We start from the raw sequence: 13,462 nt of genomic DNA, 5'->3' as shown, positions 1-13,462 counted from the left end.
GATAAATTACGTTAATTATAAAAAAAACAGGAGTTTTAGTCAACTAAAACTCCTTATAAAAGCTGTCAATGATTCCTTCGATAATATTAGTTAATTGATTAGCTAAAGCAGATAAAACCATAATAGTAATCAAACGCTCATTTTTATCATTGATATCAAGCTGGTAAGATTCAATGATGTTTTTAACTAAAGGTTCCAGCTGCTGTGTTTGTTTGGATTTAATATTAATGAAGCGATCATAAATATCTTCTAAACTTTCATCTGTTTCATAAATAGGTGTTAAGATTTCTTTTATCTCTTGAATGGTAATAGTATTTTTTAGATTATAGATCAATAACATGCCAATGATTTGTTCTTTAGTATACTTTTTACCTTTAACAGGTTTGATAACGCCTGCTTTAGAATAATTATTGATCATAGTTTTAGTAAGAATTTTATCATCTTCATAACGTTTATTGTCTTTTAGGTTATTTTCAAACAATGTCATGATTTGATCCATATAAAGATCCAATGATGGAATATCTTGACTTTTTAAATCGGTTTTATTAGCTGTTTTATTAATGATTTCAGTTAATTTATCCATGGTCTCACCTCAAAAACATTTTACTCTATTTATAATTTTGTTTCAATATATAGTTGACATATTCTTTATTAGTGCTAATATAAATACATAATATAGTTATTGATACTACATAAGGAGGTTTTGGTATGAAAAAACTTGATAAAGCAATGGATCCAATTAGTTGTAAAACACATTTTATTGGCGCTCTTTTATCAGCATTGATGCTGGTTTTAATGATGGTAATGGCAATAATTGAAAAATCTGATAAATTAACGATAATTGGGATAACTATATTTAGTTTGTCATCAATTGCATTGTATAGTGCTAGCAGTATATATCATTATTATGATGCAGCTATAAATAATAAAGTAAAACTGTTTTTAAGAAAACTGGATCATTCAATGATCTATATTTTGATTGCGGGGACATATACGCCTATTTGCTTAACGTATTTAGATTATCCTCATAATTTTTATTTTTTAGCTGTAATTTGGGCAATTGCGCTACTAGGAATAATGATCAAATTATTTTGGATGAAAGCACCACGCTTTATTTCAACGATTTTTTATCTTTTGATGGGCTGGGCTTTAGTTTTTGATTTTCCAGCTTTTAAAAACGTTCCCTGGGGCTGCTTTGTTTTAATTGCTTTAGGAGGTATTAGTTATACAATTGGAGCAATTATTTATATTTTAAAAAAACCTAATTGGTTTAAACAATTTGGGTTTCATGAATTATTTCATATTTTTGTAATGATTGGCTCAGCTTTTCATTTTTTGGCAGTTATTATTTATATTTTATAAAGAGCCTTGGCTCTTTATTTTATTGTGGTTAAGTAAAGATTATTGTATAATGTCGGTGGGTGATAAAAATGAATTTAACAAAAAGAAATAAATTATTATATTTAATAACACTGATATTAATAATTGGGGGTGATCAATTAACTAAACATTTAGTAGCTTCATCAATGCAGTTAGGGCAATCACAAGAAATAATCAATAATTTTTTTTATTTTACATATACTCATAATACTGGTGTCGCCTGGGGGATGCTGGCAGGACATTTGTGGCTTTTTATTATTGTGGCCTTGATATCAGCGGTCTTAATGATCGTCTTTTTCAAGAAAACTAGTCGTAATGAAATATTGACGCGTTTTGGATTAGTGCTTACATTTGCAGGAATGGTAGGAAACCTGATCGATCGTGTCGTATATGGCTATGTTCGAGATTTTATTGATGTAGTTATTTTTGGTTATAATTTTCCTATTTTTAATGTTGCTGATATGGCAGTTGTGATCGGTGTGATATTAATAATTATTGAGATTGTTTTTGAGGAGTATATTCATGGAAAAATATAATTTTGTTATTGAAGATGAAAATAATTGTCGCTTAGATAAAGTAATTGCTTTAAAGATGAAAGATCTATCAAGAACACAAATTCAGGAAATGATCAGTGATGGATCTGTTCTTGTAAATGGTAAAGTAACTAAAGCTGGTTATAAAACTAAGTTAAATGATCAAATCGAGATCATGATGGAAGATAATGTTGATTTAGATATCGAACCTGAAGATATTCCTTTAAAGATAGTTTATGAGGATAAAGATGTTATTGTTGTAGATAAACCAACGGGAATGATCGTTCATCCTTCACCGGGAATTACCAAAGGAACTTTAGTTAATGCTTTATTATTTCATTGTAAAGATCTTTCAGGAATCAATGGAGTCAATCGACCGGGAATCGTACATCGAATTGATAAGGAAACAAGTGGATTATTGATGATTGCTAAAAATGACACAGCACACCGTTCTTTATCAAGTCAATTAAAAAATCATACTGTTACAAGAAGATATGTAGCGCTTGTTCATGGTTTGATTCCTCATGTAAAAGGTAAGATCGATGCTCCGATCGGCCGTAATCCTAAAGATCGTCAAAGTATGTGTGTTACTAGAAATAATAGTAAAGAGGCAATAACTAATTTTACCGTTTTAAAACGTTATAAAAATATGAGTTTGATTGAATGTCGGCTTGAAACAGGACGGACACATCAAATCAGAGTTCATATGAGTTATATTGGTTATCCGGTATATGGCGATCCTAAATATGGACGTCGTAAAGATGATTTTAGCCATGGACAGTTTTTGCATGCTAAAAAATTAGGTTTTATTCATCCGGTGACGCAAAAATATTTAGAATTTGAAAGTGAATTACCAGATTATTTTAAAGCTAAATTAAATGAATTAGAGGAGGAAATGATAAATGAGTAAGATAATTAACTGGACCCAATATTTTATGGGAGTAGCTAAACTATCGGCTTATCGTTCTAAAGACCCTAATACTCAAGTAGGGGCATGTATTGTTAATTCTGATAATAAGATCGTAGGAGTTGGCTATAATGGACTGCCTTGGGGATGTGAGGATAATGAATTTCCCTGGGAAGTTAGAGAAGGAGAATTGTATGATACAAAATATCCTTATGTAGTCCATGCGGAATTAAATGCAATTTTAAATAGTACAGGAAATTTAAAAGGCTGTCGGATCTATGTTTCATTATTTCCATGTCATGAATGTGTTAAAGCAATCATTCAAAGTGGTATCGGTGAAATTATTTATGAAGATGATAAGTATAACGGGACTGATAGTGATCGTGCTGCTAAAAGAATGTTAGATGCTGCGGGAGTTAAGTATACGAAAGTACCTCCTTTTACAATTGAAGTTAAATAGCTGTTAAGTTAAAAAGGTATGATGATTAAAGGGCTGTAATGAATAGTTTTAATTATTCATTACAGCTCTTTAAACTTAATTATATACTTTTCCTTAATTTAATGAAAAGTTTGAATGAGTGTGGGAATTACTTTAATTTAAAACAACAAATGTTCTAGTTTAATAAGTGCTGGTTATAAGATAAACAAATAAAGTATATTTAAAAATAAAAAAAGCATAATAAAAAAGGATAACAATGTTACCCTAAATTAAATCTTTGATTCGCTTGTAATTAGTCATGTTGGTTTTTGTAACTTTGTTTAACATTTTAGGTCCATACTTCTTTGCAATTTCAATTGCAATTGAGTCGATACTGCTGCTATTACCGTGAGGTAATTTCATTTTTAAACTCCGTGACATATTAGTGAAATATTGTAAATAAGCATATCTCGATAATATCATTGAACAAACGATGGCTAAATACTTTTCTTCTCCTTTTTGAACAAAGGTTAAATCTTTTACAACAATTACTTCATTTTTTAAATAATTATAATACGTTTTTGGGGAAACAAACTGATTGACTAGTTTGTCTTTGATGGGCATACCTACTTTTTGCATAACATTGGTTACAGCTTGATTGTATAATTTTGCTTTGATATTAGCCAAATTATTACCAGCTTTTACCATAGCATTATAATGCGAATTATCTAAAATCAACAAACTATAAATTAGTCGATCTTTTATTTCCCTAGCGATACGAACAAGTTCATGATTATCCATATCTTTTGGATCCCGCATTCCAAGGCTGACTAACCAATCAAAATCACGTTCATCTATGTAACAGGCAACAACACATAACGGTCCGAAAAAATCACTAGAACCAGTTTCATCGCAACCAATATGATTAAGATTTACATAGTTATTAGAGACATCACTGCTGTTAGCTGTACTAGAATCGCTAAAAGCTACAAGTTTATCGTAAGCATGCATATTAATAACATTCATTCTTTTTGAACCATTATTTCTCACTACATTCATGTTCATTACTTGTCCTCCTAGTCCTACTATTTTAGTATAACATATTTTCAAACTTTTTGACAGTATAAATTTGTTTTGCTACAATGTATATTAAAAGAAATTGAGGTGTTTCCATGAGTTTTGTTGTAAATTCAATTTTTATTGACATAATAATTGTATTTGTTTTGGTATTAATGTTGATTTTTGGATATATTAAGGGATTCGTTTATCGCGCTTATGATCTTTTAGCGACAATTATTTCCTTATTGATAGCTTTATATGCATCTTCACCGCTGTCAAATATTTATACAGTGTATAAAGTTGAGGGTTTAGGTGAAATGATTGGAGAAACCGTAAATCGATTTATTATTTTTATTATCTTATTTATTGTTTTAAAAATGATATTATTATTGCTGGGAAAAGTGGTTAAACCACTTTTAAAAAATATTATTTATACTTTTAGTATTTTTGAGCAGTTAGATCGATTATTGGGAATCGTTGTTAGTTTGATTGGCGGAATCATTAATATTTATTTGGCTTTGATCTTTATTGTCATGCCGATCATTCCAGGAGGAAAAGAAAGTATTGATGATACTGTCGTTGCTAAAAAAATTTTAGAATTAGTACCAGCAGTTACTGAAAAAATTGAATCGTTAGATACTGTTGGTCAGATAATTAGTGAAGGGATAAACTATGATAGCTTTGATGCTAATAATATTTACATGATTTCACTTTCATTAAATAATGCATATGATAATGGTTTGATCAATCAGGAGGAACTAGAAAATACTTTAGTAAAATATTATGATGATATAGATGAAATACAGGAACCTGTTAGTCTTGATCAACAGCAGTATGATGAAGTATCAAGATTGTTATCAAAAGTGGATCGTAGTAAAATAGATGTAAATAAAATATTAAGTAAAATAATAGTGAGTGAGTAGGATGAAAAATATATATGATACATTAGAATTTAATCAAATTAAAGATAAAGTTAAAGCTTTTGGAGTTAGTCTTTTAGCTAAAGATAAAATTGATTCTTTAGCACCTTATCAAGATTTAGAAGATTTAAAATTGGACCAAAAATATTTAGATCAGGCGATGCGTTTGATTTATAAATATGGTCGTTTACCAATTGGTCATTATAATGATGTTGAACCATTATTATTAAAAGCTAATAAAGATGGGACTTTATTTGGGGAAGATTTTGTTCAAATCGTTTATTTATTAAATAATGTAAAAGAAATAACTAATTATTTATCAGAAAAAGAACTTGAAGAAAATGAATTGATTCAATTATGTAATCAGCTCATTTTACCAAAACAGTTATTAAAAGAAATCAATCGCTGTATTGACAGCAGTGGTAATGTTTTAGATAGTGCCAGTAAAGAACTTAAAAGAATTAGACGCCAGATTCTATCAATCGAAGCTAACATTAGAACTAAGATCGAACAAGTAAAGAAAGCTAATAAAGACTATTTGTCACAAGAAGCTATTTCAAGTCGTAATAATCATTTAGTATTGCCAGTCAAAGCCGGAAATAAAAATAATGTTAAAGGAATCGTACATGCTATGTCAGCGACGGGACAAACTATGTTTATTGAACCGGAAGTTATTGTTTCGATGAATAACCAGTTAGTTCACGCTCGTGATGATGAACTAAGAGAAATCAACCGAATCTTGATGGAATTATCAAAAATGATTAAAGATAATTATGATCTTTTACACGAAGATCAAGAATTATTAGTTGAAATTGATGTTATTTTTGCTAAAGCTGGTTATGGGGTTCAAATTGATGGAATCGTTCCTGATGTAAGTGAAGATTATCATCATTTTAGTCTGCTCAAAGCGCGTCATCCTTTGATCGATAAAGATAAAGTAGTTGCCAACAGCATTGTTTTGAATGACCCTAAACGAATGTTATTGATCAGTGGATCAAATACGGGTGGGAAAACAGTTGTTTTAAAAACCGCAGGTTTACTTAGTTTGATGGCTTTATGTGGGATGGCACTGCCTTGTAATCAGGCTGTTGTGCCAATGTTTGATCAGATCTGTGTAGATTTAGGTGATGAACAGTCAATTGAACAGTCTTTATCAACTTTTTCTAGTCATATGAAACGTTTAGTGGAAATTACTAATGAAGCTAGTGAACGGTCTTTAGTATTATTAGACGAAATTGGTTCTGGAACTGATCCTAAAGAAGGACAGAGTATTGCTGAAGCAATTTTACGCTATTTACACCAGGTAAATCCTTTGATCGTTGCTTCAACTCATTATTCAGCTTTAAAGGAATTTGCTAAAAATGAGGAATATATTTTAGTAGCAGCGGTTGAATTTGATCAGGAAAATATGGCTCCAACGTATCGTTTGATTGAAGGTAGTGTTGGTAATTCTTATGCGATTGAAATTTCTTCACGTCTAGGTTTGAAACAAGAAATCGTTGAATTAGCTTATCAGATCAAAGAAAGCAGTTTAACTGATAGTGATAAACTGCTTGAAAAGCTGCAAAATGAATTAACTCAAGTTCAACTTGAAAAAGATCGCTTAGAGATTTTGGCGCAAGAAGCGGAAAATAAATTAAATAAATATAATCGTTTGATTAATAATTTTGAAAAACAAAAAGATGATTTAATGGAAAAAGCTAAAAAAGAAGCTAATCAATTATTAGAGGATTCAAAGCAGGAAATCGATTTAGTTGTTGAGGATCTAAAAAAACAGGCGGTTTTAAAACAACATGTAGTAATCGATGCTAAAAGAAATCTAGATTTATTAAAACATGAAGAAAAGAAACTGATCAATGAAGAAAAACATGAATATCAAGTAGGTGATATTGTTAAAGTATTGTCAGCTAATCGCCAGGGGGAAATTCTTTCGATCAATAAAAAAGGTATCTTGACGATCAATATGAGTGGTTTGAAACTGAATGCTAAACCTGAAGAAGTTAGTTTTATTTCTAAAAAAGTTAAGCCTAAAAAAGTTAAATCTAATCTTAAATCATTACGTAAATCAACTAATCAGAGCTTTGAATTAAATATTATTGGTAAACGTTATGAAGAAGCAATGCTTTTAGTTGATAAATTTTTAGATGATGCTTTGGTCAATAACTATTCGATGGTAAGGATCATTCATGGCATGGGTACTGGTGTTTTGAGAAATGGTGTTAGAAAGATGTTAGAGAAGAATAAAAATGTTGTTAGTTATCGTGATGGGGGACCTAATGAAGGAGGACTAGGGGCAACCTTAGTTTATTTTGAGTAATGGATCATAAAGTAATCAAAGATAAACTTTCTTTATTGCCGTTACAGCCTGGCTGCTATTTAATGAAAAATAAAGAAGGCACGGTTATTTATGTAGGAAAAGCGAAAAAATTAAAGAATCGAGTTTCTTCATATTTTGTTGGTGCTCATAATTATAAAACAACAAAATTAGTCCAGGAAATCGTTGATTTTGATTATATTGTTACTGATTCGGAAAAAGAAGCATTATTATTAGAAATCAATCTAATTAAAGATTATGCACCTAAATATAATATTTCTTTTATGGATAATAAATATTATCCCTACATTCAGTTAACAAAAGAAAAACATCCCCGTTTAAAAATCGTCAGAAATGCCCAAGATAAAAAACATAAACATTTTGGACCATTTCCTGATGGAACAGCAGCTAGAGAAACATTTAAACTTTTAAATCGGCTATACCCCCTTAGAAAATGTAACCATATTCCTAAAAAACCATGTTTATACTATTCTTTAAATCAATGTTTAGCACCTTGTATTCAAGAAGTAGATGAAAATAACTATAAGCAAATCACTTCTAGTATTACTAAGTTTATCCAAGGTGATACTAAACAAATAATCAAAGAATTACAGGAAAAAATGTTTAATGCCAGCGAAGTCCAAAATTATGAACTAGCGAAAGAATGCCGAGATTTGATTAATCATATTCAGCACGTTACAAGTAAGCAGCATGTCCAGTTTAATGATTTAGTTGATCGTGATATTGTTGGATATTATCATGATAAAGGTTATTTATGTTTGCAGCTGTTCTTTATGCGTAATGGTAAACTTTTAGCACGAGATTTGAATCTCGTTCCTTTACAAGATGATTTTCAAGAACAGATCATTTCCTTTTTAGTTCAATTCTATCAGGAAAATACCGAACCTAAGGAATTATTAGTACCGATGGAATTTGATACAAGTTTATTAGAAGAAATCATTAATTGTAAAATTATTAAACCGCAAAGAGGTAATAAAGCTAATCTTGTTAATATGGCTAATGAAAATGCCAAGGAACAATTAGAAAAGAAATTTTTATTGATTCAAAAAAATGAAGCTGCAACTATTGGCGCAATTAAACAGTTGGGTGAATTATTAGGAATCGCTTTGCCAAGAAGAATCGAATTATTTGATAATTCGAATATTCAAGGTGCTTATGCCGTAGCCGGGATGGTTTGTTTTAAAGATGGGGTACCATCTAAAAAAGATTACCGTAAGTTTAAAATCAAAACGATTGAAGGACCTGATGATTATGCCAGCATGAAAGAAGTTATTTATCGCCGTTATTTTAGAGTTTTAATGGAAGGTTTGGAAAGACCGGATTTAATTATCGTCGATGGTGGTAAAGGCCAGATAAAAGTCGCTAAAGAAGTTATTGATGGTTTGAATATGAATATTATGGTTTGTGGATTGGCTAAAGATGAGCGCCATTCTACGTCGGTATTGTTAGATAGTAATGGAGAAGCTGTTGAAATCAATAAAAAAAGTGAATTATTTTTCTTGCTTACTAGGATGCAGGATGAGGTTCACCGTTATGCAATCAGTTTTCATAAAAATGTGCGTTCAAAATCATTGTTTCAATCGATTTTAGATAATGTTGAGGGAATCGGACCTAAACGTAAAAAGTTATTATTGAAAGAATTTGGTAGTGTTAAGCAGTTAAAAGAAGCTACCTTGGAACAACTGGAGAAGGTTTTACCTAAAGAAGTAGCTTTAAATCTTTTTAAAATTTTAAAAAATGACACCGAAAAATAAATCTTTTCATATATTACAATATGAGGTGAGATAAAAAGGTGAATGTGATTCTAACGCCAAGAGAAAAGGAAATCTTTAATCTTTTAATTAAAAATCAATCAACCAAAGAAATTGCTAAAACATTAGGAATCAGTGAAAAAACAGTACGTAATCATATTTCTAATGTTATTCAAAAATTAGGGGTTGATTCAAGAATACAAGCGGTTTTTGAATTGATTAAATTTAAGGAATTAGAACTTTAGTAATTTTAAATATAGTATCTTGATAAAAGCTGTGATAAATATTTACACAGCTTTTTTGTTATTAAAGCAATATTTAGATAAACAGATATTTTTTATTATGGTTTTTTACTGTTAGTTAGTATATAATGAAACAAGGTGATGTTATGGAATTGAAAAGATGGCATTTATATTTAATAGTGACGTTATGTTTTATAACTGCATTTGTTTCAATAAATCGTAAATATGATCGTTTTTATCGAGTTAATGGAATTAATAATGATAATCGGGCATTAATTGAAATGTATTTAGATGAAGATGAGCAGGAATATTTGATTGAAAATGCAATTGCTGTAGATAAATTTATTAAATATATTGAGATTCCTGATTTTAATTTAATGTATTATGAATTTTATAATGCTTTAGATAAAACGAATAAATATCCAGATTTAAATAATTTAGTTAGTATAGGAAATCAATTAGCTGATAAATTAGAGGTATCTTTTGCGAGTAGGGCACTTACATATTGTGATACATTAATAAAAAATAATTTAGTTGAAGCGTATATTAATCAGGATACTTTTGATTTTAATAATGTTGATTTTTATCAAATGTTAAGATCGATTTATGATGAAACAGATTATACATATATAAGCGATACAAATAATTATTTAAACACGATGAAAGAATATGATGATTTAGATGATAGAGAATTGTATGATAGTTTTAAACAGTTAAGTAATGATTTTACAAAGACTTCATTGGCAACGCTTTTTAACCACGATTTACAACCCAATGCAAGAAGAATCTATAATCCTAGTAACATTTCGCTAGTAGTAAATAATGAGACTTTTATTGGTGGTTATGAACCTAAAAATTTAGTAGTTGCTTCTGGGATTGCAAGAACTAAATATTCGATGTATCTGCAAGAAGAAACTTATAATAATTTATTAGAAATGTATCTAGCTTGTTATAATGATTGCAGTAAGAAAATTATTTTAACGAAAACTTATATTAGTTATGATGTGGCTCTTTTGGAGGATAAAGGTGTTATCGCTGGTTATAATGAATATCAGTTAGGCAGCACGGTCGATCTTCAAAAAATGGATATAAGTATTGATGATTTTGATCAAACAGATGTTTTTCAGTGGCTTGTCACTCATAGCTATGAATATGGTTTTGTTTTACGGTATCCTGCTGATAAAACATTGGTAACTGGTCATGAGTACAGTCCAACGACATTCAGGTATGTTGGTAAGGAACTTGCTGCTAAATTACATGAACAAAATTTAGTCTTAGAAGAATATGTGGAAGATAGGAGTAATTAGATGGAAAGAGCAATAGGGGTATTTGATTCAGGAGTTGGTGGTTTGACAGTAGTAAACTCAATTAGGTCATTATTACCAAATGAAAATATTATTTATATTGGTGATAATTATCATTGTCCTTACGGTGATAAAACTCCAGAACAGTTGTTTAGTTATGCTAGTGGAATCGTTGAATATTTTATTGAGCAAAATGTTAAAATGATCGTTTTAGCTTGCAATACTACTAGTTCGACGGTATTAGATAAATTACAGGCTGTATATTCTAATATGACAATAATTGGTGTGATCGATGCTACAGTTGATGATTTTATTAATCGTAATGTTGATAATACTTTAATTATTGCTACTGCAGCGACAATCAAATCAAATAAGTATCCTGATACCATCAAGAAAATAAATCCTCATATTACAACTTATTCTTTGGCTACACCTAAATTAGTGCCATTAGTAGAATCGGGAATGTATAAAGAAGGGATTTATGAGGTGTTACATGAATATTTTGATAGTTATGCTGGAAAGATCAAATCAATTATTTTAGGCTGTACTCATTATCCTATTTTAAAGGAACAAATAAAGCGAGTATTACCAAATATTGAATATATTTCAAGTAGTGAAGCTATTTGTAAAAATATTAAAGAGATTTTAGAAAGTAAAAATTTGTTAAATACACAACCTAATAAGTATATTAAAATATATACGACGGGTGAAACTGATGAATTTAGATATTCGTCTTCAGGATTTTTTGATTATACAGGGTTAAAAGTCGAACATATTATCATAAAATAAAAAGTTGTTTACTGCTTGTAAATAACTTTTTATTTTGGCATTTTAAAATGATTATTTCATATGATATTATTGGGGGGATTTAAAGATGAAAAAGAAATTACTAATAACGATTCTGGCAGGTACTTGTTTAGTGATTTGTTTTATCTGTATCAAACAGGATAATAATAAAAAAGAGCAAAAAAACATAAAAACTAATTATCAAACAGTTGTTTTTAAAGATGATGATAATACGCTGATACCAATTGAAGTAGACCTGGCTCAGGAACTGGAAGCAGATGATAAATATCGAAATATGCTAGAAGTAATGAAATCCAAAGATTACGAATATTTGGGATTACACCCTATTTTAGATTCTAATCTCCAGGTCAATGCCATCGCCATCAATGATAAATCATTAACATTTGATTTTAGTGACAATTTATATGTTAATAATAATCAAGAAGCATTAGATATTTGTGAAATGTTATCATATGTTTTTTGTGTAGGAGATATTGAAAAGGTTAATTTAAAGATAGATGGTAATGATATTAATGAGCTTCCCAATAGTACTATACCAGTTAGCTGTATAACTAATCGTTTAGGAATAAATAATTTTGAGTCTTCAACAAATTATTTATATAAAACGTTACCAGTAGTTGTTTATAATATACAAACAATCAATAATCAAGACTATTATGTTCCCATTACTGAACGTATAGAAAGTACGGAAAGTGATATTGATACTAAAGTATCAATAATGTTAAAACAAATGGAATATGAACAACCCCTATCATTAGTTGAACAATGTACGCTAAAAGATGGGAATTTAGAAATTCATTTAGCTAGTAATATTTTAAATGATAATGAGTCAATTGATAATACTTTATATAATCGAATCGTTAAATCCGCAAGTCATTTAGATGATGTAAAAAAGGTATCATTATTTATTGATGATCAGGAAATTGAGCCTGTAGAAGATGTAAATGGCGTAGTAGATAATCGAATCAAAATATAATTTTAATTTTAAGCATAATTGTGTATAATAAGTACTGGTGATAGAAATGAAAAAAATTGTAGTAATGTCTGATAATCATGGATATCATAAAATGATAGATGAAATAAGGCGTTTAGAGCCTGATGGAGATTATTATGTGCACTGTGGTGATAGTGAAGCATTAGAAGAGACTTTAAAAGGTTGGATATGTGTGCGTGGTAATAATGATTGGATGGCAAGATTAGAAGATGAAATTGTCTTTGAAGCAGAGGGAGTAAGTTTTTTAGTAACACATGGTAATCGCTATGGATATTTTAATCGAGAAGAGTTAATGGTTGATGATTTATTGAGACATGGCTGTGATGTATTGTTATCAGGTCATACCCATGTTCCTCAGTGTGAAGAAATTGATGGTTTTTATTTGATCAATCCGGGGTCAACTACTTTACCTAGGCGAGGTAGTGCTAAATCGTATTGTATTATTTATGTTGAACAAGGAAAAATTAATGTTGAGTTTAAAGAAATAATATAAAAAATTTGAGTTTCGATAAAAAATAAAGAACAGGTAGAAAGTCATTCACAACTTGCCTGTTCTTGCTTGTTTTATAAGGAAAATCAGCCTCGAAAATGTTATAATTTATTTAACCAGATAAACAAAATTTAGGAGGGATTTTCCATGAACTATTTTACCACAGATTTATATGAAACCAAAAGAGAAATTGTTATTTTTTCAGATAAACTTGCTTCTGGTCTTTCTAAGCCTGAATGTAAATTTGTAATGGATATGATGTTTGGTCTTTCTAGAGGTCAAAGTATTTTATTGAGTGATGTATCTCGTGCTCTTAATGAAA

Annotated in this window: 14 protein-coding genes; 12 read left to right on the top strand and 2 right to left on the bottom strand. The window is 29.6% G+C overall.

Going from position 1 to position 13,462, the window contains the following annotated elements:
- Positions 1-43: 43 nt before the first annotated feature.
- On the bottom strand, positions 44-583 hold the full coding sequence (locus BR82_RS0108900; protein ID WP_034864570.1) for a DUF1836 domain-containing protein: 540 nt from the start codon (positions 581-583) through the stop codon (positions 44-46).
- A gap of 125 nt (positions 584-708) precedes the next feature.
- Here BR82_RS0108900 and trhA point away from each other — a divergent pair, with 125 nt between their 5' ends.
- From trhA to BR82_RS0108880, 4 genes are all read left to right on the top strand, one after another.
- Complete coding sequence (gene trhA, locus BR82_RS0108895; protein WP_027089906.1) at positions 709-1,362, top strand: PAQR family membrane homeostasis protein TrhA; 654 nt, start codon at positions 709-711, stop codon at positions 1,360-1,362.
- Between the two features lie 68 nt (positions 1,363-1,430).
- Positions 1,431-1,916 (top strand): signal peptidase II, encoded by a 486-nt coding sequence (gene lspA / locus BR82_RS0108890; RefSeq protein WP_027089905.1) that lies wholly within the window; start codon positions 1,431-1,433, stop codon positions 1,914-1,916.
- Complete coding sequence (locus BR82_RS0108885) at positions 1,903-2,823, top strand: RluA family pseudouridine synthase (protein WP_027089904.1); 921 nt, start codon at positions 1,903-1,905, stop codon at positions 2,821-2,823. The genes lspA and BR82_RS0108885 overlap by 14 nt, the downstream gene beginning before the upstream one ends.
- Complete coding sequence (locus BR82_RS0108880; RefSeq protein WP_027089903.1) at positions 2,816-3,280, top strand: deoxycytidylate deaminase; 465 nt, start codon at positions 2,816-2,818, stop codon at positions 3,278-3,280. The genes BR82_RS0108885 and BR82_RS0108880 overlap by 8 nt, the downstream gene beginning before the upstream one ends.
- Before the next feature lie 243 nt (positions 3,281-3,523).
- Here the strand turns inward: BR82_RS0108880 and BR82_RS0108875 are convergent, their stop codons facing one another.
- Positions 3,524-4,303, bottom strand: coding sequence for a ribonuclease HIII (locus tag BR82_RS0108875; RefSeq protein ID WP_027089902.1), 780 nt, complete (start codon positions 4,301-4,303; stop codon positions 3,524-3,526).
- Between the two features lie 107 nt (positions 4,304-4,410).
- On the opposite strand from BR82_RS0108875, the gene BR82_RS0108870 reads away from it, so the two are divergent.
- The 8 genes from BR82_RS0108870 (at position 4,411) to BR82_RS0108835 (ending at position 13,143) form a co-directional block, all read left to right on the top strand.
- Positions 4,411-5,220 (top strand): CvpA family protein, encoded by an 810-nt coding sequence (locus BR82_RS0108870; RefSeq protein ID WP_027089901.1) that lies wholly within the window; start codon positions 4,411-4,413, stop codon positions 5,218-5,220.
- A 1-nt stretch (position 5,221) separates the two neighbouring features.
- Positions 5,222-7,534 (top strand): endonuclease MutS2, encoded by a 2,313-nt coding sequence (locus BR82_RS0108865; RefSeq protein WP_027089900.1) that lies wholly within the window; start codon positions 5,222-5,224, stop codon positions 7,532-7,534.
- Complete coding sequence (gene uvrC, locus BR82_RS0108860) at positions 7,534-9,306, top strand: excinuclease ABC subunit UvrC (RefSeq protein ID WP_027089899.1); 1,773 nt, start codon at positions 7,534-7,536, stop codon at positions 9,304-9,306. The genes BR82_RS0108865 and uvrC overlap by 1 nt, the downstream gene beginning before the upstream one ends.
- Before the next feature lie 38 nt (positions 9,307-9,344).
- Positions 9,345-9,548, top strand: a complete 204-nt coding sequence (locus tag BR82_RS0108855; protein WP_024720914.1) for a helix-turn-helix domain-containing protein — start codon at positions 9,345-9,347, stop codon at positions 9,546-9,548.
- Positions 9,549-9,691: 143 nt separating this feature from the next.
- Entirely contained in the window at positions 9,692-10,852 is a 1,161-nt protein-coding gene (locus BR82_RS0108850; protein ID WP_240474535.1) for a M15 family metallopeptidase, read from the top strand.
- Complete coding sequence (gene murI, locus BR82_RS0108845) at positions 10,853-11,638, top strand: glutamate racemase (RefSeq protein WP_027089897.1); 786 nt, start codon at positions 10,853-10,855, stop codon at positions 11,636-11,638.
- Positions 11,639-11,723: 85 nt separating this feature from the next.
- Complete coding sequence (locus tag BR82_RS0108840) at positions 11,724-12,632, top strand: GerMN domain-containing protein (protein ID WP_027089896.1); 909 nt, start codon at positions 11,724-11,726, stop codon at positions 12,630-12,632.
- Between the two features lie 46 nt (positions 12,633-12,678).
- Positions 12,679-13,143, top strand: a complete 465-nt coding sequence (locus BR82_RS0108835; RefSeq protein ID WP_027089895.1) for a metallophosphoesterase family protein — start codon at positions 12,679-12,681, stop codon at positions 13,141-13,143.
- The last annotated feature ends 319 nt before the right edge of the window (positions 13,144-13,462 follow it).

The organism is Thomasclavelia saccharogumia DSM 17460 (assembly GCF_000686665.1).
Lineage (GTDB): Bacteria > Bacillota_I > Bacilli_A > Erysipelotrichales > Coprobacillaceae > Thomasclavelia > Thomasclavelia saccharogumia.
This window is presented reverse-complemented; position numbering and strand designations above follow the sequence as displayed.

Coding starts and splice junctions, on each gene's coding strand:
- trhA (WP_027089906.1), top strand. CDS start 709: ATGAAAAAACTTGATAAAGCAATGGATCCAATTAGTTGTAAAACACAT.
- uvrC (WP_027089899.1), top strand. CDS start 7,534: ATGGATCATAAAGTAATCAAAGATAAACTTTCTTTATTGCCGTTACAG.
- BR82_RS0108880 (WP_027089903.1), top strand. CDS start 2,816: ATGAGTAAGATAATTAACTGGACCCAATATTTTATGGGAGTAGCTAAA.
- BR82_RS0108875 (WP_027089902.1), bottom strand. CDS start 4,303: ATGAACATGAATGTAGTGAGAAATAATGGTTCAAAAAGAATGAATGTT.
- BR82_RS0108835 (WP_027089895.1), top strand. CDS start 12,679: ATGAAAAAAATTGTAGTAATGTCTGATAATCATGGATATCATAAAATG.
- lspA (WP_027089905.1), top strand. CDS start 1,431: ATGAATTTAACAAAAAGAAATAAATTATTATATTTAATAACACTGATA.
- BR82_RS0108850 (WP_240474535.1), top strand. CDS start 9,692: ATGGAATTGAAAAGATGGCATTTATATTTAATAGTGACGTTATGTTTT.
- BR82_RS0108900 (WP_034864570.1), bottom strand. CDS start 583: ATGGATAAATTAACTGAAATCATTAATAAAACAGCTAATAAAACCGAT.
- BR82_RS0108840 (WP_027089896.1), top strand. CDS start 11,724: ATGAAAAAGAAATTACTAATAACGATTCTGGCAGGTACTTGTTTAGTG.
- murI (WP_027089897.1), top strand. CDS start 10,853: ATGGAAAGAGCAATAGGGGTATTTGATTCAGGAGTTGGTGGTTTGACA.
- BR82_RS0108870 (WP_027089901.1), top strand. CDS start 4,411: ATGAGTTTTGTTGTAAATTCAATTTTTATTGACATAATAATTGTATTT.
- BR82_RS0108885 (WP_027089904.1), top strand. CDS start 1,903: ATGGAAAAATATAATTTTGTTATTGAAGATGAAAATAATTGTCGCTTA.
- BR82_RS0108865 (WP_027089900.1), top strand. CDS start 5,222: ATGAAAAATATATATGATACATTAGAATTTAATCAAATTAAAGATAAA.